Origin of the sequence: Micromonospora sp. WMMD987 (genome assembly GCF_029581435.1) — a bacterium.
GTDB classification, from domain to species: domain Bacteria; phylum Actinomycetota; class Actinomycetes; order Mycobacteriales; family Micromonosporaceae; genus Micromonospora; species Micromonospora rifamycinica.
Window position 1 is genome coordinate 4,806,625 of sequence record NZ_CP120861.1, and the last position, 23,482, is coordinate 4,830,106.

The 23,482-nt window shown below is 74.0% G+C and carries 23 protein-coding genes and 1 pseudogene; 7 read left to right on the forward strand and 17 right to left on the reverse strand.

The genetic code is table 11. The features are described 5' to 3' along the window. Positions 1 to 8: 8 nt before the first annotated feature. The 3 genes from O7612_RS20180 to pgsA are packed head-to-tail and all read right to left on the reverse strand — an operon-like array spanning position 9 to position 2,754. Positions 9 to 1,181 carry a glycosyltransferase family 4 protein gene (locus O7612_RS20180; RefSeq protein ID WP_282266518.1) on the reverse strand — a complete coding sequence of 391 codons (1,173 nt, stop codon included), beginning with the start codon at positions 1,179 to 1,181 and terminating at the stop codon, positions 9 to 11. A 14-nt stretch (positions 1,182 to 1,195) separates the two neighbouring features. Continuing rightward, positions 1,196 to 2,137, reverse strand: a complete 942-nt coding sequence (locus tag O7612_RS20185) for a phosphatidylinositol mannoside acyltransferase (RefSeq protein ID WP_282266520.1) — start codon at positions 2,135 to 2,137, stop codon at positions 1,196 to 1,198. Beyond that, a complete protein-coding gene (pgsA, locus tag O7612_RS20190; RefSeq protein WP_282266521.1) occupies positions 2,134 to 2,754 on the reverse strand; it encodes a phosphatidylinositol phosphate synthase in 621 nt (206 codons plus the stop codon). The genes O7612_RS20185 and pgsA overlap by 4 nt, the downstream gene beginning before the upstream one ends. Positions 2,755 to 3,003: 249 nt before the next feature. Here pgsA and O7612_RS20195 point away from each other — a divergent pair. After that, positions 3,004 to 4,650: pseudogene (locus tag O7612_RS20195) on the forward strand (GTP-binding protein); the annotation flags it as partial. 390 nt (positions 4,651 to 5,040) lie between these two features. Here O7612_RS20195 and O7612_RS20200 read toward each other — a convergent pair. The 4 genes from O7612_RS20200 to thrS all read right to left on the reverse strand — a co-directional run bounded on the left by O7612_RS20200 (position 5,041) and on the right by thrS (position 9,872). Next, positions 5,041 to 6,099, reverse strand: coding sequence for an aldo/keto reductase (locus tag O7612_RS20200; RefSeq protein ID WP_282266523.1), 1,059 nt, complete (start codon positions 6,097 to 6,099; stop codon positions 5,041 to 5,043). A 446-nt stretch (positions 6,100 to 6,545) separates the two neighbouring features. Then, positions 6,546 to 7,199, reverse strand: a complete 654-nt coding sequence (locus O7612_RS20205; protein WP_282266525.1) for a hypothetical protein — start codon at positions 7,197 to 7,199, stop codon at positions 6,546 to 6,548. Positions 7,200 to 7,227: 28 nt separating this feature from the next. Beyond that, a complete protein-coding gene (locus O7612_RS20210) occupies positions 7,228 to 7,740 on the reverse strand; it encodes an HIT domain-containing protein (RefSeq protein WP_282273969.1) in 513 nt (170 codons plus the stop codon). A 128-nt stretch (positions 7,741 to 7,868) separates the two neighbouring features. Beyond that, positions 7,869 to 9,872, reverse strand: a complete 2,004-nt coding sequence (thrS, locus tag O7612_RS20215; RefSeq protein ID WP_282266527.1) for a threonine--tRNA ligase — start codon at positions 9,870 to 9,872, stop codon at positions 7,869 to 7,871. A 210-nt stretch (positions 9,873 to 10,082) separates the two neighbouring features. Here thrS and O7612_RS20220 point away from each other — a divergent pair, with 210 nt between their 5' ends. After that, positions 10,083 to 10,964 carry a YcnI family protein gene (locus O7612_RS20220; protein WP_282266528.1) on the forward strand — a complete coding sequence of 294 codons (882 nt, stop codon included), beginning with the start codon at positions 10,083 to 10,085 and terminating at the stop codon, positions 10,962 to 10,964. Between the two features lie 146 nt (positions 10,965 to 11,110). On the opposite strand, the gene O7612_RS20225 is transcribed toward O7612_RS20220, so the two are convergent. Continuing rightward, on the reverse strand, positions 11,111 to 12,034 hold the full coding sequence (locus tag O7612_RS20225; protein ID WP_282266530.1) for an ADP-ribosylglycohydrolase family protein: 924 nt from the start codon (positions 12,032 to 12,034) through the stop codon (positions 11,111 to 11,113). A 73-nt stretch (positions 12,035 to 12,107) separates the two neighbouring features. On the opposite strand from O7612_RS20225, the gene O7612_RS20230 reads away from it, so the two are divergent. Continuing rightward, positions 12,108 to 12,797, forward strand: coding sequence for a response regulator transcription factor (locus tag O7612_RS20230; protein ID WP_067307012.1), 690 nt, complete (start codon positions 12,108 to 12,110; stop codon positions 12,795 to 12,797). Between the two features lie 29 nt (positions 12,798 to 12,826). Beyond that, positions 12,827 to 14,230: a HAMP domain-containing sensor histidine kinase gene (locus tag O7612_RS20235; protein ID WP_282266535.1), complete on the forward strand. Its 1,404-nt coding sequence runs from the start codon at positions 12,827 to 12,829 to the stop codon at positions 14,228 to 14,230. 211 nt (positions 14,231 to 14,441) lie between these two features. Here O7612_RS20235 and O7612_RS20240 read toward each other — a convergent pair whose 3' ends face one another. Together O7612_RS20240 and O7612_RS20245 are read right to left on the reverse strand one after the other, a co-directional pair. After that, positions 14,442 to 15,461, reverse strand: a complete 1,020-nt coding sequence (locus O7612_RS20240; RefSeq protein WP_282266537.1) for an adenosine deaminase — start codon at positions 15,459 to 15,461, stop codon at positions 14,442 to 14,444. Further along, positions 15,458 to 16,246, reverse strand: a complete 789-nt coding sequence (locus O7612_RS20245) for a trans-aconitate 2-methyltransferase (RefSeq protein ID WP_282266539.1) — start codon at positions 16,244 to 16,246, stop codon at positions 15,458 to 15,460. Before O7612_RS20245 ends, O7612_RS20240 begins: the two co-directional genes overlap by 4 nt. 86 nt (positions 16,247 to 16,332) lie before the next feature. On the opposite strand from O7612_RS20245, the gene O7612_RS20250 reads away from it, so the two are divergent. Then, positions 16,333 to 17,316, forward strand: a complete 984-nt coding sequence (locus tag O7612_RS20250) for an aldo/keto reductase (RefSeq protein ID WP_282266540.1) — start codon at positions 16,333 to 16,335, stop codon at positions 17,314 to 17,316. Between the two features lie 88 nt (positions 17,317 to 17,404). After that, a complete protein-coding gene (locus O7612_RS20255; RefSeq protein WP_067306999.1) occupies positions 17,405 to 17,599 on the forward strand; it encodes a hypothetical protein in 195 nt (64 codons plus the stop codon). Positions 17,600 to 17,707: 108 nt separating this feature from the next. On the opposite strand, the gene O7612_RS20260 is transcribed toward O7612_RS20255, so the two are convergent. From O7612_RS20260 to O7612_RS20290, 7 genes are all read right to left on the reverse strand, one after another. Beyond that, positions 17,708 to 17,911: a cold-shock protein gene (locus tag O7612_RS20260; protein ID WP_067306996.1), complete on the reverse strand. Its 204-nt coding sequence runs from the start codon at positions 17,909 to 17,911 to the stop codon at positions 17,708 to 17,710. Between the two features lie 342 nt (positions 17,912 to 18,253). After that, positions 18,254 to 18,526, reverse strand: a complete 273-nt coding sequence (locus tag O7612_RS20265) for a DUF4235 domain-containing protein (RefSeq protein ID WP_067306992.1) — start codon at positions 18,524 to 18,526, stop codon at positions 18,254 to 18,256. Then, a complete protein-coding gene (locus O7612_RS20270; protein WP_282266556.1) occupies positions 18,523 to 18,882 on the reverse strand; it encodes a DUF3618 domain-containing protein in 360 nt (119 codons plus the stop codon). Before O7612_RS20270 ends, O7612_RS20265 begins: the two co-directional genes overlap by 4 nt. Continuing rightward, positions 18,879 to 19,313 (reverse strand): phage holin family protein, encoded by a 435-nt coding sequence (locus O7612_RS20275; RefSeq protein WP_282266558.1) that lies wholly within the window; start codon positions 19,311 to 19,313, stop codon positions 18,879 to 18,881. The genes O7612_RS20270 and O7612_RS20275 overlap by 4 nt, the downstream gene beginning before the upstream one ends. A 276-nt stretch (positions 19,314 to 19,589) precedes the next feature. Then, positions 19,590 to 20,825, reverse strand: a complete 1,236-nt coding sequence (locus O7612_RS20280; protein WP_282266560.1) for a mechanosensitive ion channel domain-containing protein — start codon at positions 20,823 to 20,825, stop codon at positions 19,590 to 19,592. An 80-nt stretch (positions 20,826 to 20,905) separates the two neighbouring features. Then, a complete protein-coding gene (locus tag O7612_RS20285; protein WP_282266562.1) occupies positions 20,906 to 21,727 on the reverse strand; it encodes a DUF1206 domain-containing protein in 822 nt (273 codons plus the stop codon). 59 nt (positions 21,728 to 21,786) lie between these two features. Further along, positions 21,787 to 22,149, reverse strand: a complete 363-nt coding sequence (locus O7612_RS20290) for a hypothetical protein (RefSeq protein WP_282266563.1) — start codon at positions 22,147 to 22,149, stop codon at positions 21,787 to 21,789. Positions 22,150 to 22,232: 83 nt separating this feature from the next. Here O7612_RS20290 and O7612_RS20295 point away from each other — a divergent pair, with 83 nt between their 5' ends. After that, positions 22,233 to 23,459: a cysteine desulfurase-like protein gene (locus tag O7612_RS20295; protein WP_282266565.1), complete on the forward strand. Its 1,227-nt coding sequence runs from the start codon at positions 22,233 to 22,235 to the stop codon at positions 23,457 to 23,459. Positions 23,460 to 23,482: the final 23 nt, after the last annotated feature.

Here is a 23,482-nt window from a genome sequence, read left to right on the forward strand (position 1 = left end):
CGTCGTGGTCACTCCGGACCACCCAGCCCCGCCCGTTCCTGGTCGATCACCCGGCCGTCGGTCGCCTCAATGGCCGCGGCGTAGACCTCGACCACCCGGCGGGCCACCACCGGCCAGTCGTAGAGCGCCACCACCTGTTCACCGCAGGCGGACAGCGCGGCCCGCTGGGCCGGATCGTCGAGCAGCTCCACCAGGGCGGCCCGCAGACCGGCCGGGTCGCCGGTCGGGAAGAGCCGACCGGCCCGACCGCCGTCGAGCACCCGACGGAACGCGTCCAGGTCGCTGGCGACCACGGTGGCCCCGGCCGCCAGCGCCTCGGTGAGGATCATGCCGAACGACTCGCCGCCGGTGTTCGGGGCGACGTAGAGGTCGACGCTGCGCAGCATCCGGGCCTTGTCGACCTCGGAGACCATGCCGAGGAACGTCACCCGGTCGCGCAGCTCCGCCGGGAACTGCCCGAACAGGTCGTCCGGGTCACCCGGCCCGGCCACCAGCAGCCGCAACCCGGGCCGCTGCGGGGCCAACGCGACGAACGCGTCCCGCAGGATCGGGAAACCCTTGCGGGCCTCGGTGAACCGGCCGAGGAAGCCCAGCGTCCCGCCACGGCCCGGGGCGCACTCCCCCGGCCAGCCGGGCAGCGGCGGCACCCCGGCGAACTTCGCCACCGCCACCCCGTTGGGGATCTCCACCGCCCCGCCGTCCAGGTGCTCGACCTGCACCTTGCGGGCCAACGCGCTGACCGCGATGCGGGCGGTGATCCGTTCCAGCGGGATCTGGAGCATCCCCTGCGCGGCGGCCATCACCCGGGACCGGGTGATGGCGGTGTGGAAGGTGGCCACCACCGGACCCCGGGCGGCGAGCACCGCCATCATCGACAGGCTCGGGATCAGCGGCTCGTGCACGTGCACCACGTCGAAGTCACCCCGGGCGATCCAGCGCCGGACCCGGGTGGTGGAGACCGGTCCGAACAACGCGATCCGGGCCACCGAACCGTTGTACGGCAGCGGCACCGCCCGGCCGGCGGCGACCACGTACGGCGGCAGCGGGGACTCCTCGTCGGCGGGGGCCAGCACGCTCACCTCGTGGCCCAACCCGATCAGCGCCTCGGCGAGGTCCATGACGTGGTTCTGCACCCCGCCGGGGACGTCGAAGGAGTACGGGCACACGATGCCGATCCGCACTGGCGCCCCCTCCCTCAGACCGAACCGGCGCTGGCCGGAGGCGACGGTGCGGCGGATCCGCCGTCGGTGGAGCCCCGCTGGTCCAGCCACATCCGCTGCAACATGTGCCAGTCTTGCGGATAACGGGCGATGCCCGCCGCCAGACAGTCGGCAATCCGCTGGGTCAGCACCCGGACCCGCTCGTCCAACGGCGCGCTGTCGGACCCGGGCACCGGCAACGGGCCCTCCAACTGCGCACGCGCCATCTCCGGTTCGTACCACAGCGAGGCGACGTAGAGCGGGGCGCCGGTACGGATGGCCAGCAGCGCCGGCCCGGCCGGCATCCGGGTCCGGCCACCGAAGAAGTCCACCTCGATGCCCCGGGCCGACAGGTCCCGGTCGGCCAGCAGCGGCACCACCGCGCCCGCCCCCAGCCGGTCCACCAGCACGTCGAAGGCGGGCCGGGTACCGCCGTGGGTGGGCAGGATCTCCATGCCCAGGGTCCGTCGGAAGGCCAAAAACCGCTGGTAGACGCCCTCCGGCTTGAGCCGCTCGGCGACCGTGGTGATCGGCCACCCGGTGGCGGCCACCCAGGCTCCGGCGGCGTCCCAGTTGCCGGCGTGCGGCAACGCCACCACCGCGCCCCGCCCGGCCGCCACGTCGGCGGCGAGCAGCTCCGATCCGCCCAGGTGGAAGCCGGCGAGGATCTGCTCCCGGCTCAGCGAGGGCAGCCGGAAGGCCTCCATCCAGTACCGGGCGTAGGAGCGCAGGCCACGCCTGACCAGCGCGTCCAGCTCCGCCTCGGGCAGCTCGGGGCCGACCACCCGGCGCAGGTTGGCCCGCAGCCGGGTGGCACCCTTGCCGCGCGCCCGGTGGGCGCGGTCCGCGCCGGCCCGGAAGGCCGCGGCGACCACGGGCCGGGGCAGCACGCGGGCCAGCCGCCAACCGGCGACGTAGCCGAACTCGGTGAGGTTCACTCCCGGCCGACCAGTTGCGCCTGCCGGTACACGTGGGCCACCCGCTGCCCGACCGTGAAGATCGACACCGCGGCGAGCAGCCAGAGCGAGATCTCCAGCGCCGGCCCGACGCCGAGGCCGGTGAGCAGCCCCCCGACGCCGACGATCAACAGTCGTTCGGTGCGCTCCGCGACGCCCACGTTGCCGCTCATCCCCAGCCCCTCGGCGCGGGCCTTGACGTAGGAGACCAGCCCGCCGGCGGCCAGGCAGACCAGCGCGGCGGCCACCCCGGAGTGGTTGCCCTCGGTGGCCAGCCAGTAGGCGACCGCGCCGAAGACCGCGCTGTCGGCGACCCGGTCCATCGACGAGTCGAGGAACGCGCCGAAGCGGGTCGAGCCGCCGCTCATCCGGGCCATCGTCCCGTCGAGCATGTCGGTGAGCGCGAAGAGGGTCACGATCAGCGCACCGGCGACCAGGTGACCGCGGGCGCCGAAGCCGAGCGCGCCGACGAGCACGCCGACGGTGCCGGTCACGGTGACCGCGTTGGGGGACACGCCGGCGCGGAGCAGACCGCGCGCGACCGGCTCCACGACGCGGGTCATCCCCGCGCGGGCCGTCTCTTGGAAGATCTTCGCCATGGCGGTCCCACGATAACGGCCGGCACCGGCGGGCGGTACGGCCGGTCGTCCGACCCGCCCGACGGAGCTTGTACCGGGTTGTCCGAGGAGGTGGAATCCGGAGGAAAGTGAGCCAGCTCACCACGTCGCCCGTTGACCGCCGGTCGACCGGCGGACCACCGGAGGATATCGCCGCGGCACCCGCCCGTGCCCGCTTCCCGTCGCGCGCGGCGGTCACCGTCCACCACCGGCTGAGGGAGGTGCGCCGCGATGGCGCAGAGGAACCAGGAGAACGGGTCCACCGGCGGCCCACCGGCGGCGACCACGCCCGACCGGGTGCGCAACGTGGTGCTGGTCGGGCACTCCGGGGCCGGCAAGACGACACTGGTCGAGGCACTGCTCGCGGCCAGCGGCACGATCGACCGGGCCGGCAGCGTCACCGCCGGCACGACCGTCGGCGACCACGACCCCGCCGCGGTACGCCAGCAGCGCTCGGTCGCGCTGTCCTGCGCCCCGCTGGAGCACGCCGGGGTACGGGTCAACCTCCTGGACACCCCCGGGTACGGCGACTTCGTCGGCGAGCTGCGGGCCGGTCTGCGGGCGGCCGACACCGCGCTGTTCGTGGTCTCCGCCGTCGACGGGATGGACGCCACCACCGCCGCCCTCTGGGAGGAGTGCGCCGCGGTGGACCTGCCGCGGGTCGTCGCGGTCGCCCGGCTGGACCACCCGCGCGCCGACGTCGACGAGGCGGTGGCGCTGTGCCAGCGGGTCTTCGGCGACGACGTGCTCCCCCTGCACCTGCCGATGCTCGGCGACGACGGCCAGTCGGTCGCAGGACTGCTGGCGCTGGTCACCCGGCAGGTGCACGACTACTCGGCCGGGCTGCCCGCCGCCGTACGGGAGCCGGATCCGCAGCACCTGCCGGCCATCGCCGAGTCCCGGGGCGAGCTGATCGAGGGGATCATCGCGGAGAGCGAGGACGAGACCCTGATGGACCGCTACCTCGACGGCGTGGAGATCGACACCGAGGTGCTGGTCGGCGACCTGGAGAAGGCGGTCGCCCGGGGTCACCTCTACCCGGTGCTGCCGGTCTGCGCGACCACCGGCGTCGGGCTGGACGTGCTGCTCGACACGCTGGTGTCGGCGTTCCCCCCGCCCCTGGAACGGCCGGTGCCGGCGGTCACCGGGCTGGACGGTTCCCCCCGCCCGCCGCTGACCTGCGACCCGGACGGCCCGTTGGTCGCCGAGGTGGTCCGGACCACCGTCGACCGGCACCTCGGCCGGATCTGCCTGGTGCGGGTCTTCTCCGGCACGCTCCGCCCCGGTCAGCCGGTGCACGTCGCGGGGCACGGGCGGGCCGACCAGGGACGTCCGGACCACGACACCGACGAACGGATCGGGGCCCTCCACCGCCCGCTCGGTGCGGCCCTGCGGGAGGTGGCCGGCTGCGTCGCGGGCGACATCTGCGCGATCACCGGGGTCGGCGGGGCGCACACCGGCGACACCGTGTCGGCGACGGACGAGCCGCTGCTGCTCGCGCCCTGGGAGATGCCGGAGCCGCTGCTGCCGGTGGCGGTCGTGCCCCGGCACCCGGACGACGGGGACGCCCTGACCCGCAGCCTGGACCGGTTGATCGCCGGCGACCCGACGGTGCGGCTGGAGCGCGACCCGCAGACCCACCAGCTGGTGCTCTGGTGCATGGGCGAGGCGCACGCCGACGTGCTGCTCGACCGACTCCGGGCCGACGGGGCGGAGCTGGACACCGAGCCGGTACGGGTGCCACTGCGGGAGACGTTCACACAGGCCGCCGCCGGGCACGGCCGGCACGTCCAGCAGCCCGGCGGGCACGACCAGTAAGCCGTCCGCGACCTCATGGTGGAGCCGCTGCCCCGTGGCGCGGGGGTCGCGTTCATCGACTCCCCCACCCCCACAGCAGCGTCGATCATGAAGTTGCCGTGAGGATTGCGTCGATCATGGAGTTGTGGTGGGTATTTATCCCCCATATGCAACTTATGCGGAGCACCACAACTCCATGATCGACGGGGTGAGGGGCGGCCTGGGGGTGGGATGGGTTCGACGGGGTGGGGCTCGGCGGGGTGGGGCTCGGCGGGGAAGCGGGTGGGTTGGGCTCGGGGGTTGGGGTGAGGCTGGGGCTCGGGGTGAGGCTGGCGGGAAAGTGGGGTGGGTTGGCTCGGGATGGGTTGGGCTCGGGATGGGTTGGGCTCGGGATGGGATGGGGCTCGGGATGGGATGGGGCTCGGGATGGGTTGGGCTCGGGGTGTGGGGCTGGAGGGTTGGGTTTGGGGGTTAGGGGCGGGCGGCGGGGATGGGGGGGAGCGGCCAGTGCGGCCGGTCGGCGTCGCGCAGCGCGGCCGTCCGTAGTGCGGCGAGTCCCCGTTCCACCTCGGCGAAGTGGTCCGGGGCGAGCGGGCCGAGACGCAGCGCGGCGGCGTTCTCCTCGACCTGGACGACGGTGCGGCAGCCGGGAATCGGCACCGTCCTGCCGCTGCGTGCCCAGATCCAGCCGAGCGCGCCCTGCACCAGGGTCCGTCCGTCGGCGGTGAGCGCACTGCGGACGGCGGTGACCCGGCGCAGCCACTCCGGTGCCGGTCGACCGCCGCGGAACCACTCCAGCCAGCCCGGCGCCCTGCCCCGGATGTCGTCGCGGGGCAGCGTCGAGCCGGCGGTGTACTTGCCGGTGAGCAGCCCCATCCCGAGCGGACCCCGGTTGACGCTGGCCAGGTCGTGCTTGTCGCAGGTGGCCAGCATCACCGGGGCGTCCCGCAGCACGGACAGGCTGTGCTGGATCGCGGTGGCGTGCGGGGCGACCTGGGCGAAACCGGCGGCCCGGTCGGCCCGGTCGGTGCTCCAGCCGTACGCCCGGACCAGACCCTCGGCGACCAGTTCCTCGCAGCCGCCGACCAGCGCTTCCACCCTGGGCAGCGGCAGGTCACCCAGGTGCAGCTGGTAGAGGTCGATCCGGTCGGTGCCCAGTCGACGCAGCGAGTCGACCACAGCCCGCCGCAGGTACGCCGGGGAGGCGTCCTCGCCGGTGGCCTGGCGGGACCGTTCGTCGAAGGTGTACCCCCACTTGGTGGCGATCACCGCCTCGTCCCGGCGACCGGCCAGCGCCCGCCCGAGGATCCGTTCACTGTGCCCCGCGCCGTACGTGTCGGCGGTGTCGAAGAGGGTCACCCCGAGGTCGAGCGCGCGGCGGACGGCCCGTACCGACTCCTCGTCGTCGACCGCGCCCCAGCCCAGCGGCTGGGTTCCCTCGGCCCAGGGGCCACCGATCGCCCAGCACCCCATGCCGAGGGCGCTGACCTCGATGCCGCTGCGACCCAACGTCCGTGTCGTCACTGCCATCGCCGCATCGTGTCACCTTCCGGGCGGGTGGGAGGACGAAGCTGACGGATCGTGCCCGCTCGACCACATGCGACATTGCCACCGTGGCTCCCGGACGCCGCCCGCACCGGCGTCCGGCCTCCCGGTGGACCGTCGGCGGACCCGTCCGGCCTACCCGGGGCCGGCTGGCCGGCGATCCCCGGCGTGCCGGCCGGCCGTCGCCCCGACGGCGGCGATCGGCCGTCGCCCCGGTAACCCGACGACCAACGATCGGTCGTCGCCACGGCACCCCGACGGCAATAGTCGACCGTCGCCCCGGCAACCCGACGACGACCGGTCGACCGTCGCCCCGACGGCAACAGTCGGTCGTCGCCCTGGCACCCCGACGGCAACGGTCACCCCGGCAACCCCACGGCAACGGTCGACCGTCGCCCCGGCACCCTGACGACGACGGTCGGTGCGGCGGGTCAGCGCGGCAGGGCACGCGCCAGCGGCAGCGGGGTCGGCTGGCCGGGCCAGACGCCGGTCAGCGTCGCCCCGGCGGACCCGTCGGCGGGTGCCCCCTTGCCGAACAGCCCGTCGCCGGACAGCCGGCGCGCGACGACCAGGTCGACGGTGTCGGCGACGATCCGGGTCGGCTCACCGTCGGTCACCTGGCGTACCCCGCCGACGGCCGGGACCGCGACGTCGCCCTGGACGGCCACCGTCATCGACGGCTCACGGACCTCCCGTACACCGTTGACCTCGAAGTACTCCTCGGCCTGCCCGACGCCGGTCCCGATCGCGGCGGCCAGGGCGGCGGCGTAGACCGGGTCACCGCAGGCGTCGTAGACCCAGCGGGGGCCGAGCACCGAGTGCCGGGTGGTGCCGACCAGCCATTCGTCGGCACCGGCCAGCGGGGCGTCCCGGTAGGTCAACGGCACCTGGTACACCGGCCCGGCCCCGACCCGGACCAGCATCGTCTCGATGCCCACCGCCCCGGCCGGGTCGTCGAACCGGTAGCTGGCCACCCGGGCCGGCTCGCCGTCGACCGGTGCCGGGTACCACGGTCGGCCGGGCAGCCAGGTGGCGAGGAGTTCGAGTTTGCCGGGGCGGATCTCCGCCCGGTGCAGCAGCGCCATGATCACATCCTAGGTCCGTCCCGACCGGTCAGGACGGCCAGACCCGGGCGAGCAGTTCGCGGGTGTCGAAGAGCAGTTGCGGCAGCACCTTCGTCCGGCCGATCACCGGCATGAAGTTGACGTCTCCGCCCCACCGGGGCACCACGTGCTGGTGCAGGTGGGCGGCGATACCGGCGCCGGCCACCCCGCCCTGGTTCATCCCCAGGTTGAACCCGTGCGCGCTGCTGACCTGCCGGACCACCCGCATCGCGGTCTGGGTGAACGTCGCCAGCTCCACCGTCTCGGCCGGGTCGAGGTCGGTGTAGTCGGCCACGTGCCGGTAGGGGCAGACCAGCAGGTGCCCCGGGTTGTACGGGTAGAGGTTGAGCACCGCGAAGACGTGCACGCCCCGGGCCACCACCAGGCTCCGGTCGGTCGGCAGCCCGGGGGCCAGGCAGAACGGGCAGCCGGCGGGCTTCTCGTAGCCGCCCTCGGGCCGGTCCTCCCCGGAGATGTAGGTCAGCCGGTGCGGGGTCCAGAGCCGGTCGAGCCCGTCGGCCAGGCCCTCGTCCGCCGGGCCGTGGTCGGTGTCGCCGTCGAGGTGCCGCTCCGCCCCAGTCACGCCATTGATCCTACGGTCCCCGCGACACCCGGGCACCGGCCCGCCGGGCGGGCCGGTGCCGGGCCGGGTCAGCTACCGGCCGACGGTCCGGCGTTGGTCCGCGAGGACACCACGTCGAGCACGTGGCCGACCGCCTCGGCGACCGGCACCCCGTTGCGCTGGGAGCCGTCGCGGTAGCGGAACGAGACGGTGCCGGCGGCCACGTCGTCGTCCCCGGCGATCACCATGAACGGGATCTTCTGCTGCTGGGCGGTGCGGATCTTCTTCTGCATCCGGTCGTCACCGGCGTCGACCTGCGCCCGGATACCCTCGGCGCGCAGCGCGGCGACGAAGCCGTGCAGGTAGTCGGTGTGGTCCTCGCGGATCGGGATGCCGACCACCTGCACCGGGGCCAGCCAGGCCGGGAAGGCCCCGGCGTAGTGCTCGGTGAGCACCCCGAAGAACCGCTCGATCGAGCCGAACAGCGCCCGGTGGATCATCACCGGCCGCTGCCGGCTGCCGTCGGCCGCCTGGTACTCCAGGCCGAACCGCTCGGGCAGGTTGAAGTCGACCTGGATGGTGGACATCTGCCAGGTCCGGCCGATGGCGTCCTTGGCCTGTACGGAGATCTTCGGCCCGTAGAACGCCGCGCCACCCGGGTCGGGCACCAGGGTCAGGCCCGACTCCTGCGCGGCCGAGCGCAGCGCCTCGGTGGCCCGCTCCCAGTTCTCGTCGGTGCCGACCGACTTGTCGGGGTTGCGGGTGGACAGCTCCAGGTAGAAGTCGTCTAGGCCGTAGTCGCGCAGCAGCTCCAGGACGAAGGCGAGCAGCGACTTCAGCTCGCCGGCCATCTGCTCCTCGGTGCAGAAGATGTGCGCGTCGTCCTGGGTCATGCCCCGGACCCGGGTCAGCCCGTGCACCACGCCCGACTTCTCGTACCGGTAGACCGTGCCGAACTCGAACATCCGCAGCGGCAGCTCCCGGTAGGAGCGGCCCCGGGACCGGAAGATCAGGTCGTGCATCGGGCAGTTCATCGGCTTGAGGTAGTAGTTCGCCCCCTCCACCTCCATGGGGGGGAACATCCCGTCGGCGTACCAGTCGAGGTGCCCGGAGACCTCGTACAGGTGGCCCTTGGTGATGTGCGGGGTGTTGACGAACGCGTACCCGGCCTGCTCGTGCTTGATCCGGGAGTAGTTCTCCATCTCCCGGCGGATGATGCCGCCCTTGGGGTGGAAGACCGCCAGGCCGGAGCCCAGCTCGTCGGGGAAGCTGAACAGGTCGAGGTCGACACCGAGCTTGCGGTGGTCGCGCCGGGCGGCCTCCTCCAGCAGCCTCAGGTACGCCTTCAGCTCGTCACGGGTCGGCCAGGCGGTGCCGTAGACCCGCTGGAGCTGGGGGTTCTTCTCCGACCCCCGCCAGTAGGCGGCGGCCGAGCGCATCAGCTTGAACGCGCCGATCAGCCGGGTGTTCGGCAGGTGCGGACCCCGGCACAGGTCCGACCAGCAGACCTTGTCCTCGCCGGCGGCGAGGTTGTCGTAGATGGTCAGCTCGCCGCCGCCCACCTCCATCACCTCGCTGGTGTCCAGCCCCTCGCCCTTGACGTCGATCAGTTCGAGCTTGAACGGCTCGGCGGCCAGCTCGGCCTTCGCCTCGTCCAGGCTGGCGAAGCGGCGACGACGGAACCGCTGGCCCGACTTGACGATCTCCTGCATCCGCTTTTCCAGCTTGGCCAGGTCGTCGGGCTGGAACGGCTTGTCGACGGCGAAGTCGTAGTAGAAGCCGTTCTCGATCGGCGGGCCGATGCCGAGCTTGGCCTCGGGGAAGACGTCCTGCACGGCCTGGGCGAGCACGTGCGCGGTGGAGTGCCGCAGCACGTCGAGCCCGTCCGGCGAGTCGAGGCTGACCGGCTCGACGACGGTCTCTTCGGCGGGGGTCCAGTCCAGGTCACGGAGCTGGCCCTGCGGGTCGCGGACCACCACGACCGCCTTCGGGCCGGCGGCGGGCAGCCCGGCCGCGGCCACCGCGTCGGCCGCCGTCGTCCCGGCGGCCACGACGACGGGGTCGGCCACGACGGGGGTACGGGGTGCGGACACGGTGACTCCTCAACGGCAGACGGCACGGATGGGCCGGGCGTGCCGGCCCCTTCGATGCTATCGGTCCCCCGGTTCCGCCCGGTCGCCGGGAAAGGATGCCCCCACCGGGTCGTCGGCGCCCCGCGCGTTGAACCTTTTCGGCCCGCCGTCCGAACTACCAGGTGTGGCCGGAGCCGGTGTCGGCCACGGCGAGACGGATGGGGGCGGAAGATGGCGACGACCCGTGGTGACGCCCGGCGGCGTCGGAGCGTACTGGTGCTGGCGGCGGTGGCGGCCGGGGTGTTCGGTGCCCCGGGCGCGGCGCTGGCGGACGGGGTGACGTCCAGCCCGAGCCAGGCGGTGCAGGGCGACGCGGTGGAGTTGACGTTCGTGGTGCCCGAGGAGCGGGCCGGCGCCCGCACCGAGAAGATCGAGTTCCGGCTACCGGAGGACGCCCCGGTCGGCGAGGTCTACCCGCTGTCGGTGGACGGCTGGGCACCCCTGATCACCTCCCGCGAGCTGGCCGCGCCGGTGGCCGGCATCCACGCGCCCTCGGTGAGCACGGTGACCTCGGCGGTGGTCTGGACCCGGGGGGCGGGGCCGGCGGTGCCCGGTCCGGCCCGGCTCTCGGTGGCCATGGGTCCGCTGCCGCAGCTCGACCGGATGACCTTCGAGGTGGTGCAGACGTACTCGGACGGCACCGTGGTGCGCTGGGCCGACCCGGCCGGCGGCGGCCACCCCGCTCCGACGCTGACGCTGGTGCCGCCCGCCCCGGGTGCCGCCACCGGTGGGCACCACGGTGGCGCGGCCGACGCGACGGACGCCCAGGCCGCCCCGGACGCCGCCGCACCGGCGGGCGACGACGGGGACGGTGGACCCAGCGCGGATCTGCTGCTCGGTGGCGGCCTGCTGGTCGGGTTGGGTGGCGGCGCGGCGATCGGCTGGGTGGCGAGCCGCTCCCGCCGTCGGGCCGCCGCCGACGCGCAGCCCGACGGGGACGACGAGGCGACGCCGGACGCCGGCTCCGCCCCGGTCGACCGGGGCTGGCGGCTCGACGGGCACGCCCCGGCCGAGGCCGCCGACACCGCCCCCGAGCGGGTCGCGGCACGCTGAACGCCAGGCGGCACGCTGAACGCCGGGCGGCTGACGGCACGCTGAACGCCGGGCGGCTGACGGCACGCTGAGCGCCGGCCGGTCGCGGCACACCGGGCGGCTGACGGCGGGCTGAACGCGGACCGGGCGACCTCAACCGGGCGACCTCAGTCCAGCCAGTCGGGCAGCGCCTCCCGGGCGGCCACCCAGTCGTCGGGCACCCCGCCTAGGGTGCCGGTCCCGGTGTGTCCACCGACGATTCCACCGACGATCGCGGCGGTGGTGTCGACGTCTCCGCCCGCCTCGACGCAGGCCCGGATGGCGGCCGGGTAGTCGGCCAGGTGGGTGGCGGCCACCCAGAGGGTGAAGGCGACGGTGTCCTGGGCGGTCACCCGGGATCCGTTGCCCAGCGCCGCGACGACCTCGTCGAGGGGGCGGCCGAGCAGGCCGATCGCCCCGCGTACCCGCCGGTGCACCTCGGCGGCCGGGTCGACCGCCCCGGCGACGGTGGCGAGCAGCCGGGTCGGGTCGGGACGGTGCTCCCCCTCCAGCCGGCTCCGGGCGGCGAGCGAGGCGGCGACGGCCACCGCGACCGCGCCCGCGATCCCCTCCGGGTGGGCGTGGGTGACCTCGGCGCAGGCGCGCGCCCGGGTGGCCGCGCGGGCGGTCGAGTCGGCGTACCAGGCGCCGAGCGGGGCGATCCGCATGGCGGCGCCGTTGCCGCAGGAGCCCTGGCCGTCGAAGGCCGACGCGGCGGCCACCGGCCACGGGGTGCCGGTGCGGATCAACCGCAGGATCGTCACCGCACCCGGTCCGTAGCCCCGGTAGGGCTCGGCCCGGGTGGCGAAGGCCAGGGCCAGCCGGTCGGGGTCGATGTCCCCGTGGGTGGCGAGTTCGGCCAGCACCGAGCAGGCCATCTCGGTGTCGTCGGTCCACTGCCAGGGCGGCGGGGGCAGCCGGCCGGCCGCGAGGTCGGCGGGTCGCCGCCCCGGGACGAAGAACTGGGAACCGAGGGCGTCGCCGACGGACAGCCCGGCCAGGCTGTCCCGGGCCAGCGCCAGCCGCGCGTCGGGAAAGAGGGTGAACGACATCGTCGTACCATTTTGCCCGGTTCGCGGGTCCGTCGCAACGCGCCCGACTTGCCACGGGCAGTACGGTGCTGACGTGGCCACCGTGCTCCTGGTCGAAGACGACCACGTCGTCCGGGGCGCGATGCTGCGCTCGCTCAGCGAACGGGGGCACGCGGTGCACGCGGTCGGCACAGCCCTGGACGCGCTGCGCCGGGTCGCCGCCGAGACCCCCGATCTGGTCGTGCTCGACCTGGGCCTGCCCGACCTGGACGGCTCGGACGCGCTCCGGATGCTGCGCGGCATCACCGACGTGCCGATCATCATCGCCACCGCCCGCGACGACGAGCAGTCGGTGGTCCGGCTGTTGCGGGCCGGCGCCGACGACTACATGGTCAAGCCGTTCACCGGCGCGCACCTGGACGCCCGGATCACCACCGTGCTGCGCCGGGTCGGCCGGGCGAGCCGCACCGTGGCCCCGGCGGTGCACACCGTCGGCGGCCTGCGGGTCGACGTGGGCGAACGCAGCGCGGTGCTCGACGGGGAGCCGATGGCGCTCACCCGCAAGGAATTCGACCTGCTGGCGTACCTGGCCGCACGACCTGGCCGGGTGGTGTCCCGGCGGGAGCTCTTGGAGGAGGTATGGCGCCAGCCGTCGGTCGGCGAGGACCAGACCATCGACGTCCACCTGTACTGGCTACGGCGAAAGATGGGCGAGTCCGCGGCGAAGCCGCGCTACCTGCGCACCGTGCGGGGGGTGGGGTTCCGGCTGGTGGCCCCCGACTGAGGCCGACGCTGGCCGCCCTGACGGCCGGCATGTGCGCGCTGGTCGCGCTGGCCTTCCTGGTGCCGCTCGGGCTGGGCCTGCGCGGTGAGGTGCGCAGCGAGGCGTTGGCCGACGCGGCACGGCGTGGGGCGATGGTCACCGGCGCGCTCGCCGTCAGCACCGAGCCGGCCGCGGTCCGCCGCGCGGTCGAGGCCACCGGGGACGATCCGGCGACCCGGCCCGTGGTGCACGGCCTGGCCGGGGAGCAGCCCGCCGGTCGGGCCCCGGCCGCCGACCTGGAGCGGGCGCGGGCCGAGGAACGGTCGCGGGTCGTCGACGTCGACGGCGGGCTGGTACGGCTCGACCCGGTGGTGCTCGACGGCACGGTCGCCGTGGTCGAGGTCTTCGTGCCCGCCGACGTCCTCGACGAGGGCGCGGGCGACACCTGGCTGCTGCTCGCCGGGGTGGCCGTGACGCTGGTCGGCGCGGCGGTGGTCGTGGTGGACCGGTTCGCCGCCCGGGCGGTCGACGCCACCCGGGGCCTGGTCCGGGCCGCGCTCGCCGTCGGCGACGGCGACCTGGGGGTACGGGTCGACCCGAGCGGTCCGCGTGAGCTGGCCGAGGCCGGCTACGCGTTCAACCGGATGGCCGACCGGCTGGTCGCCGCCCGCACCGACGAGCGGGAGCTGGTGGCGGACCTGTCCCATCGGCTGCGTACCCCGTTGACGGTGCTGCGGTTGGACGCCGAGGGGCTCGACTCCGACGACACCAGCGTCGGCTCGTTCAGCCCGGCGGAGCTGGACCGGCGGCGGACGATCCGGCGCATCCGGCAGGCGATCGTCACCCTGGAGGGCGAGATCGACGTGCTGATCAAGACGACCCGCAAGGCGGTGGCGCACGAGGCCGGGCCGGCCGAGTGCGACGTCAGCGAGGTGGTCCGGGACCGGATGGTGTTCTGGGCCGCGCTGGCCGGCGACCAGAACCGCCCGCACCGGGTCAGCGGCGCGCAGTTGCGGATTCCGGTGCCGGTGCCCCGGGCCGAGCTGGCCGCCGCCCTGGACGCGGTGATCGGCAACGTCTTCCGTTACACCCCGCAGGGCACCGCGTTCGAGGTGGCCGTCTCCCGTCGGGACGGGTACGTGGCGATCCGGATCGACGACGCCGGGCCGGGCATCGCGAATCCGGACCGGGCGTTGCGGCGCGGCAGCAGCGACCAGGGCTCGACCGGGTTGGGGCTGGACATCGCCCGGCGGGTGGCGTTGCAGGCCAACGGCTCGGTGAGCCTGGACCGGGCACGGCTGGGCGGGGCGAGCGTGGTGATGCTGCTCGCCGATCCGCAGGCGACTCCCCGGCAGGTCAACCGGTTCGGGCTGGTGGGCCGGATGGCGCGGGAGGCGCGGGAGCAGAAGGGTGGGGGCCGCCGGTGGCCCCGGCAGCGCCCCACCGACGGCTGACCGTCGGCCCTGACTGTGCTGCGGTACAAGGTTTCCTTAGATCCGGATTAACGACGGCGACGCGGGGCGCGCGGACTGTCAGGATGGTGACCGAACCCATCAGTCCACCGGCCTGTCGCCCCTGACACCCACCGGCCGGTGGATCAGTACGCGCGGCGGGGGCACGGTCCCCCACACCAGTCCCCGCCGCGCGTACCACCTCTCCCGTGGTTCAGCGGCCCGCCACGAAGGCGTCGATCTCGGCGATGATCCGGGCCTGCCCCGCGGGGTCGAGGAACGAGGCGGAGACCGCCTCCCGGGCCAGTGCCGCGAGCTGGTCGGGACCGGCGTCGAGCAGCCGGGCGGCGACCGCGTACTCGTCGTTGAGGGTGGTGCCGAACATCGGCGGGTCGTCGGAGTTGATCGTCACCCGGACACCCGCGTCGACCAGGTGCCGCAGCGGGTGCTCCTCGATCCGGGCGACCGCCCGGGTCCGCACGTTGGAGGTCGGGCAGACCTCCAACGGGATGCGCCGCTCGGCCAGGTGGGCGAGCAGTTCCGGGTCCTGCGCGGCGGAGATGCCGTGGCCGATCCGCTCGGCGCCCAGCTCGCGCAGGGCGTCCCAGACGGTCTGCGGGCCGGTGGTCTCCCCGGCGTGCGGCACGGACCGCAGCCCGGCGGCCCGCGCCCGGTCGAAGTACGGCTTGAACTGCGGCCGGGGCACCCCGATCTCGGGGCCACCGAGGCCGAAGGCGACCAGCCCGTCGGGGCGCTCGTCGAGGCTGATCCGCAGGGTCTCCTCGGCGGCCGGCAGACCGGCCTCGCCGGGGATGTCGAAGCACCAGCGCAGCGCGATGCCGAAGTCGGCCTCGGCCCGTCGGCGGGCGTCCTCGATGGCCTCGCAGAACGCCGGGGCGGGGATGCCCCGGCGCACGTGCGAGTAGGGGGTGACGGTCAGCTCGGCGTACCGCACCTGCTGGCGGGCCAGCTCCCGGGCCACCTCGTGGGTGAGCAGCCAGACGTCGTCGGGGTCGCGGACCAGGTCCACGACGCTGAGGTAGACCTCGATGAAGTGGGCGAAGTCGCGGAACGCGAAGTAGTCGGCGAGCGCCTCCGGGTCCGCCGGCACGGGGCTGCGTCCCTCGTGCCGGGCGGCCAGCTCGGCGACGATCCGGGGGGACGCGGAGCCCACGTGGTGCACGTGCAGCTCCACCTTGGGCAGTTCGGCGATGAAGGCGGACAGGTCGGTCACTGCTTCTCCTCTGCACGGGCACCCGTACGGGCGACCACGAAGATCCGACGGAACGGGAAGTACACCTGACCATGCCGTACCGGGTACGCGCGGGCCAGCCGGGTGCCCAGCGCGGCGCGGAAGTCGGCGTAGCCGGTGTCGTCCAGCACCGCCCGGACGGGCCGCAGGGCGGTGCCGTCCAGCCAGCTCAGCACGGGGTGTTCGGCGGCGGCGGGCAGCCGGTGCAGGTAGGTGGTCTCCCAGGCGTCCACGGCGCAGCCGGCGGCGGCCAGCGACGTGGCGTACCCGACCGGGTCGTCGACCGGGGCCTCGCGCAGCAACGGCCGGACGGTGTCCGCCCAACGGGGGCCGGCGGCGACCGCCCGCAGCGCCCGGTGGGCGGGCGCGTCGAAGTTGCCGGGCACCTGGAACGCCAGCCACCCGCCGGCCGGCAGTTCGCCGGCCCAGCGGCGCAGCAGGTTCGGGTGGTCGGGCACCCACTGGAGCACCGCGTTGGCGACCAGCACGTCCACGTCACCGGCGGGGTGCCAGGCGGCGACGTCACCGAGGGTGAAGTCGACCGGGGTGTCGAGCGCCCGCGCCCGGTCGATCATCTCCGGAGAGGAGTCGATCCCGGTGGTCCGGGCGGTCGGCCAGCGCCGGGCGAGGGTGGCGGTCAGGGTGCCCGGCCCGCAGCCGAGGTCGACCACCGCGCGGGGCCGGTCGGCGTCGACCCGGGCGAGCAGGTCGTGGAAGGGGCGGGACCGCTCGTCGTCGTAGCGGAGGTAACTGGCCGGATCCCACATGCGCGACTCCCAAGACGTACGTACGGTTTGGTGAGACCATACGGCCCGCGCTGCGGCCCGACAACCAGGTCACTAGGCTCGACGACATGGAACAACGCAGCTTCGACCGGCTCGGCCGGCAGGTGGGTGTGGTCGGTCTCGGGGCCTGGCAGCTCGGCGCGGACTGGGGTCAGGTCAGCGAGGACGACGCCCTGGCCGTCCTCGACGCCGCCGTGGAGGACGGCGTCACCTTCCTCGACACCGCCGACGTCTACGGCGACGGCCGCAGCGAGCAGCTGATCGGGCGGTTCCTGCGGGACAACCCCGGGCACGGGCTCACCGTCGCCACCAAGATGGGCCGCCGGGTGCCACAGACGCCGCAGGCGTACACCCTGGACAACTTCCGGGCCTGGACCGACCGGTCCCGGGCCAACCTCGGCGTGGACACCCTCGACCTGGTGCAGCTGCACTGCCCGCCGACCGAGGTCTTCGCCGACGACCGGGTCTTCGACGGCCTCGACACCCTGGTCGCCGAGAAGCGGATCGCCGGCTACGGCGTGAGCGTGGAGACCTGCGACCAGGCGCTCACCGCGATCGCCCGGCCGGGCGTGGCCAGCGTGCAGATCATCCTGAACGCGGTCCGGCTCAAGCCGCTCGACGAGGTGCTGCCGGCCGCCGCCGCGGCCGGGGTCGGGATCATCGCCCGGGTGCCGCTGGCCAGCGGGCTGCTCTCCGGCCGGTACGACGAGCACACCACCTTCGCCGCCGACGACCACCGCACCTACAACCGGCACGGGGAGAGCTTCGACGTCGGCGAGACCTTCTCCGGCGTCGACTACGACCTCGGGCTGACCGTGGTACGTCGACTCGCCCCGCTGGTCGGCGACGGGCGCACGATGGCCCAGTTCGCCCTGCGGTGGATCATCGACCAGCCCGGTGTCACCGTGGTCATCCCCGGTGCCCGCAACCCGGAGCAGGCCCGGGGCAACGCCGCCGCGGCCGGCTCCCCGGCGCTGACGACGGCCGAGCTGGACACCGTCCGGTCGGTCTACGACGAGCTGGTCCGGCCCCGGGTGCACGACCGGTGGTGAGCCACGCCGGTCGGGTCGTCGCCCCGGCGCGGGCCGGCCGGCATCCTGGTGAACGGGCCGGATCGACCGGCCCGCGGAGGGAGGACCGGTGAGAGGTTGGCTCACCCTCACCCTGGGCCTGCTGGCCGTGGTGGTCGGCGCCGTCTGGACGGTGCAGGGCCTCGGCTACGTCGGCGGCAGCGTGATGACCGACGAACGGCTCTGGGCCGTCGTGGGGCCGCTGGTGGTGCTGGCCGGGCTGGTGCTGCTCTGGCGCGGCCTGCGCTCCCGTCGCCTGCCCTGACCGGGGACGACGACCGATGCGGAAAGCCCCGCGTCCGGTGAGGGACACGGGGCTTCTCGTCGATCCGGCTGGCCGGATCACCCGGGCCGGCAGCGCCGACCGGCTCACTCAGAGGGGGCGGACCTGCTCGGCCTGCGGACCCTTCTGACCCTGGGCGATCTCGAACTCCACCCGCTGGTTCTCCTCCAGCGAGCGGTAGCCGCTGGACTGGATGGCCGAGAAGTGGACGAACACGTCAGCACCCCCGCCGTCGACGGTGATGAAGCCGAAGCCCTTGTCAGCGTTGAACCACTTCACGGTTCCCTGCGCCATGTGTATCTCCTTCTAAAACTGGCGGCCGAGCACGCCGTGCGGCCGATTGGCCGTTTCGAGCAGCGATGGTCACGGGCGGCCCCCGGAGCGGGAGACTGCTCGCCACCAACGCCGTCTCGCAACAGCGGGATCAGCAAACCACGTACCCAAAAACTCTGCACAGCCTAATCGACGAAATTCTCCGACATGTGACCTGACGGATGCCCGACGATCACTGGCCGGATCGCCACCACTGTGCAGAAGGCCCCCCGTCCGTCGGTACGGACGGGGGGCCGTGGCCGCCGTCGTCGCCGGTCGGCACCCGGTCGTGGCTGGTCGCCGGGGGTGCCGTGCCGGTAACGGTCAGTCGGGCCAGCGCCCGGTCAGCCGCCGTACGCCGACCGCGCCACCCCGGTCCACCGCGGCGCGGACGACCGAGAAAATCGCCCCCTGCAACGCCGCCGCCGCGAGAATCTCGCCCCAACGGCGGTCCTCGTCGGTGGGGTTGGGCGCTTCACCGTCGCCGGCGGTCGCCTTCCAGACCTGCCGGAAGATCGCCCCCGCGAGCGTGCCCGCGGCCAGCCCCAGCAGCACCCCGACCGGCTTGTACGCGGTCCTGCCGATCCCCTTGCTCACCTGCGCCTCCCCCGAACGATCAACAGCACCACCACCACGGCCAGCGCGCCGGCCGCCACCGTCGCCCACGGCACCGGGTTGCTCCGGACCGCGACCCCCGTGTCGTACGCCTGCGCCCGTGCGACGTCGGCGCCCTGCGCCGCCTGGCTGCGTACCCGGGCCACGGTCAGGGCGGCCTGCTCGCGCACCCGCTCCCTCGCCTGCTCGGCGGAGTCCTTCAGCCGGGCCTTGACGTCGGCCTTGGCGGCCAGCAGTTCCATGGTCTCGCCCAGCTCGGACCGGGTCCGCCGGATCTCCTCGCGCAGCGCCTCGGTGTCACCGCTGCCGTTACCGTTGCTGCCTGTCGTGCCCGTCATGCCCGTCCCCTGTCCTTCACCGCGGTGGCGACGGTGTCCACGTCCGCGCGGACGCTGCGGACCGTCGCCTCCGGCACCGGGGGAACCGCATGGCTGACCTGCTTCTTCCCGATCAGGGCGAGCACCCCGGCGGCGAGGAAGAGCACCACCGCCACGATCAGCGCCGCCGCCCAGGCGGGCAACACCAGGGCCAGCAGCAGGATCGCGGCGGTGACCAACGCACCGAGCCCGTACAGGGCCAGCGCCCCGCCCCCGCCGAACAGACCGATCCCGATCCCGGCGTGCTTGCCCTTCTGGGTCAGTTCCACCCTGGCCAGGGCCAGCTCGTCCCGGATCAGGCGGGAGACCTGTTCGGTGGCCCGCTGCACCAACTCGGCGGTGGACGGCTCGCTCCCGGTCCGGGACGTGCGGTGGTTCGCGACGTCAGCCATGCTGTCCTCCTTTCGTCATCACCGCGCTGTATGCCCGGAGCCGCCGTCCGTCAATCCTGCGCACGGTGACCAACCACATCTGACCCCAGCCGGGGCCGGAACGTCCGGCGAAACGCGGAAGCGGGCACGACGGAGCCCCCGCGGTGCGGACCGCGGGGGCTCCGGAGGCGGCCCGGCCCCGAGGCCGACGGCCGTGCGGGACGACAGGACGACAGGACGCGGGACGGCGGGACGCGGGACGACGCCAGCGTGCGGGACGGACCCCGCCGGGCCGGCTCAGCGCCGGGCGTCGGCCCCGTTCTCGGCTCCGACCAGGGGGTCACCCCGGACCTCGGTGTCCGGGCCGACGAAGGCCTCGCTGCGGGCGTCGCCGTCGTGACTGCCACCGAAGACCCGGGCGTCGTCGGGCACGTCGCCGTCGGACCGGCGGCGGGCCGGCCGGCGCGGCTGCGCCCACTGCCAGGGCAGGCTGCCGGAGGAGTCGCCCAACTCGGTCCGGGTCCGGGGCAGCGCGGTGGGCCGCTGGTCGCGGACCCAGCCGACCAGGTGCTCCCGCACCAGGCAGCGCAGGTCCCACAGGCTGCCGGCGTCGGCGGCGCTGACCAGGGCGCGCACCGTGATCGCGCCGCCGGTGGCATTGGTGACCTGGAGCACGCAGACCCGGCCGTCCCACAGCTCGGTGCCCTCGACCAGCCGGCGCAGCTCCTCCCGCATCGACTGCACCGGGATCGACCAGTCGAGCTCGAACTCGGCCGTGCCGAGCACCGCCGCCTCGGTCCGGGTCCAGTTCTGGAACGGGGTGCTGGTGAAGTACGAGGTGGGCAGGATCAGCCGCCGGTCGTCCCAGATCTGGACCACCACGTAGCTGAGCGTCAACTCCTCGATCCGGCCCCACTCCCCCTCGACCACCACCACGTCGTCGAGGCGGACGGCGTCGCTGAAGGCGAGCTGGAGGCCGGCGATGACGTTGCCGAGCAGGCTCTGCGCGGCCAGCGCGGCGACCACACCGACCACACCGGCGCTGGTGAGCACCCCGGCGCCGATGCCGCGTACCGCCGGGAAGGTCATCAGCATCACGCCGACGGCGAGCACCACGATCACCACGATGGTCAGCCGGCGCAGCAGCACCACCTGGGTGCGTACCCGCCGGGCGTGCCGGTTGTTCGGCACGTCCACCCGCAGGAACCGGGCCAGCGCGGTGTCCTCCGCCACCACCAGCAGCGCGGCCACCAGCCAGGCCACCGCGGCGACCACGCCGAGCACCAGGATGTGCAGCACCGCCTGCCGCCACCCGGTGCCGACGGCGTAGCCGGTGGTCCACCGCACCGCGAACTGCACGGCCACCACCGTGCCGGCGACCTGCAACGGCCGGTGGACGTGTTCGGTCAGTTCGGTCATCAGGTGGGACCGGCGGCCGAGCCGCCGGATCAGCCGGTGCGCCACCTCGACGAGCAGCAACGCGATCGCCGCCGCGGTGGCCGCGGCGGCGATCGTCTCGAGGTAGTCCTGCACGTGGTTGTCTCCTTCCGGCCGGGCTGATCGCATTCGGGCAAAGGCCCAATGGTGCCCGGCGTTTCCGGTATCGACCAGGCTCAGATCTTGCGGAACCGGGACTGGAAGAAGCAGTAGACCCCGAACGCGGCGATGCCGAGCGCCATCAGCGCCAGGATGAACGGCCCGTACGGCTGGTCGCGCAGGGTACGCAGCGCGGCGTCCAGACCACGCGCCTTCTCCGGGTCGTAGTTGATCGCGGCGACCACGATCAGCAGGCCGGCGACCGCGAACACCGCGCCCCGGGCGATGTAGCCGGCCATGCCGAGCCGGCGGACCGTCTGCCGGGTCTTGCCGTTCATCTCGTTGGTCTTCAGGTTCCGCTCGAACTTCTTCTTGTAGCCGTAGATCATCATGCCGATGCCGACGGCGGCGAGCACCAGGCCGGCGAGCCCGACCAGCCAGCGACCGCCGCTGGAGGCCATCAGCTTCTCGCTGAACTGCTCCTGCTGGTCGGCGCTGTTGGAGCTGGCGTCCTGGACCACCTGGATCGAGGTCCAGGCGAGCCAGAGGAAGACGACGGTACGGACGCCCGAGGCGATCCGTTCGAAGAGACGTTCCTTGCCGCGCTTGGCGTGGTGGCCGACGGCGGCCTCCAGCGCCTGCCAGATGGCCATCGCGATCAGGCCGACGGCGATCGCGATCAGCAGGAACTTGCCCATCGGCTGGGCGCCCAGGGCGCGCAGGGCGCCGTTCTGGTTGCCCTCCTCGCCGGAGTTGGAGAAGGCGATCTGGAGGATGACCCAGGCGAAGAGCAGGTGCACGATCCCGTAGCCGATGAAACCGGCCCGGGCGAGGAGTTCCAGCCAGCGGCTGTCCGCGGTGCGGGCGGCGGTGGCTTCGGCGTTCCGGGTGAGTGGCATGGCGGCACAATCTCCGCTTGCGAAGATTCTCAAACGTGCCCCGCCACCGCTGTGCGCGGTCAGCCGCCCGCGTTGCGCGCCACCCGGATCTGCACCTGCTGGTCGGTCACGCTGTCCAGGGTCACCGCGAAGCCGCCCACCTCGGCCGCCTGCTGGCCGATGGTGAGCGAGAGCTGCTCTCCGGCGACCTCGACGGTCACCTGGTCACCCTGCGCGCCGATCAACTTCGCCTCCACCCCCAGGATGGAGGCACTGGCGTCGACACCCCGGTCGAAGGTGACCGTGCAGGCGTCCAGCCCGCAGTCGGTGTCGGCGCCGTCCGAGCTGCATCCGGCCAGCACGGCCACGCCGAGTGCCAGGCCGGCGAGCAGGCCGGCGGTCCGACGGAGGGGGGTGGGGGTGGTGGCGCTTCGCTTCGTCACCCCACCAAGGGTACGAGACGCGGCCCACCGCGCCATCCGGGTGGATCTCCGCAGGCCGGTCGGGGCGGGCTAGGGTCCGTGCCATGCCGTTCGACATCACCCGGACCCGGGCCGCGTACCCCGCGCTCGCCGAGGGTTTCGCCCACTTCGACGGTGCCGGCGGCACCCAGACCCCGCAGGCGGTGATCGACGCGGTGGCCGACGCGATGCGGACCGCCGTCGGCAACCGCAGCACCGCCTCCGTGCCCGGCCGACGCTCGCTGGAGCTGGTGGCGGCCGCCCGCGACGCGGTGGCCGACCTGCTGGGCGCGGCGCCGGCCGGGGTGGTGCTCGGGTCGAGCGCCACGACGCTGACGTACACCCTGGCCCGCACGCTCGGCGGCACCTGGCGTCCGGGTGACGAGGTGGTGGTCTCCCGGCTCGACCACGACGCCAACGTACGACCCTGGGTGCAGGCGGCCGAGGCGGCGGGGGCCACCGTGCGCTGGGCCGGGTTCGACCCGGCCACCGGGGAGCTGCCCGCCGACCAGTACGCCGCCCTGGTCGGTGACCGGACCCGGCTGGTGGCGGTGACGGCCGGCAGCAACGCCACCGGCACCATGCCGGACGTGGCGGCCATCGCCGCCACCGCGCACGCCGTCGGCGCACTGGTCTGTGTGGACGGGGTGCACTCGGTGCCGCACGGTCCGACCGACCTCGCCACCTCGGGCGCGGACTTCCTGGTCACCAGCGCCTACAAGTGGTCCGGCCCGCACCTGGCGGCGATGGTGGCCGACCCGGAGCGCTGGGCCACGCTGCACCCGGCCAAGGTGGTCCCCTCCTCGGACGCGGTGCCCGACCGGTTCGAGGCCGGCACCCCGAGCTTCCCCCTGTTGGCCGGGGTGGCCGCCGCCGTCGACCACCTCGCCGGGTTGGACCCGACGGCCACCGGTGACCGGCGGGCCCGGGTCCGCGCCGGGCTGACCGCCGCCCGGGCGTACGAGGAGTCGGTCTTCGGCCGGCTGTGCGAGGGGCTGGCCGACCTGCCCACGGTGACCGTCCTGCCGGCCGGCGCACGGCGCTGCCCGACGGTGTCGTTCCGGCTGGCCGGGTGGACGCCGGCCGGGCTGGCGGGTGCGCTGGGCGCGGCCGGGCTCTGCCTGTCCAGCGGTGACTACTACGCCTACGAGTACTTCCAGGCGCTCGGCCTGCGGGACAGCGGTGGGGCGGTACGGGCGAGCGTCTACCACTACAACACCGTCGACGAGGTGGACCGGCTGCTGGCCGAGCTGGACCGGCTGGCCGCCCGGCGGGAACAGCCGGTCGGCTGAGCCCTCCGGTCGGGGCGGTCCGG

Excerpts from the sequence above, each read along its gene's own strand:
- pgsA (WP_282266521.1), bottom strand. The coding sequence starts at position 2,754 with ATGGCGAAGATCTTCCAAGAGACGGCCCGCGCGGGGATGACCCGCGTC.
- O7612_RS20200 (WP_282266523.1), bottom strand. The coding sequence starts at position 6,099 with ATGGCAGTGACGACACGGACGTTGGGTCGCAGCGGCATCGAGGTCAGC.
- O7612_RS20205 (WP_282266525.1), bottom strand. The coding sequence starts at position 7,199 with ATGGCGCTGCTGCACCGGGCGGAGATCCGCCCCGGCAAACTCGAACTC.
- O7612_RS20220 (WP_282266528.1), top strand. The coding sequence starts at position 10,083 with ATGGCGACGACCCGTGGTGACGCCCGGCGGCGTCGGAGCGTACTGGTG.
- O7612_RS20225 (WP_282266530.1), bottom strand. The coding sequence starts at position 12,034 with ATGTCGTTCACCCTCTTTCCCGACGCGCGGCTGGCGCTGGCCCGGGAC.
- O7612_RS20235 (WP_282266535.1), top strand. The coding sequence starts at position 12,827 with ATGTGCGCGCTGGTCGCGCTGGCCTTCCTGGTGCCGCTCGGGCTGGGC.
- O7612_RS20245 (WP_282266539.1), bottom strand. The coding sequence starts at position 16,246 with ATGTGGGATCCGGCCAGTTACCTCCGCTACGACGACGAGCGGTCCCGC.
- O7612_RS20250 (WP_282266540.1), top strand. The coding sequence starts at position 16,333 with ATGGAACAACGCAGCTTCGACCGGCTCGGCCGGCAGGTGGGTGTGGTC.
- O7612_RS20260 (WP_067306996.1), bottom strand. The coding sequence starts at position 17,911 with ATGGCGCAGGGAACCGTGAAGTGGTTCAACGCTGACAAGGGCTTCGGC.
- O7612_RS20270 (WP_282266556.1), bottom strand. The coding sequence starts at position 18,882 with ATGACGGGCACGACAGGCAGCAACGGTAACGGCAGCGGTGACACCGAG.
- O7612_RS20275 (WP_282266558.1), bottom strand. The coding sequence starts at position 19,313 with ATGGCTGACGTCGCGAACCACCGCACGTCCCGGACCGGGAGCGAGCCG.
- O7612_RS20285 (WP_282266562.1), bottom strand. The coding sequence starts at position 21,727 with ATGCCACTCACCCGGAACGCCGAAGCCACCGCCGCCCGCACCGCGGAC.
- O7612_RS20295 (WP_282266565.1), top strand. The coding sequence starts at position 22,233 with ATGCCGTTCGACATCACCCGGACCCGGGCCGCGTACCCCGCGCTCGCC.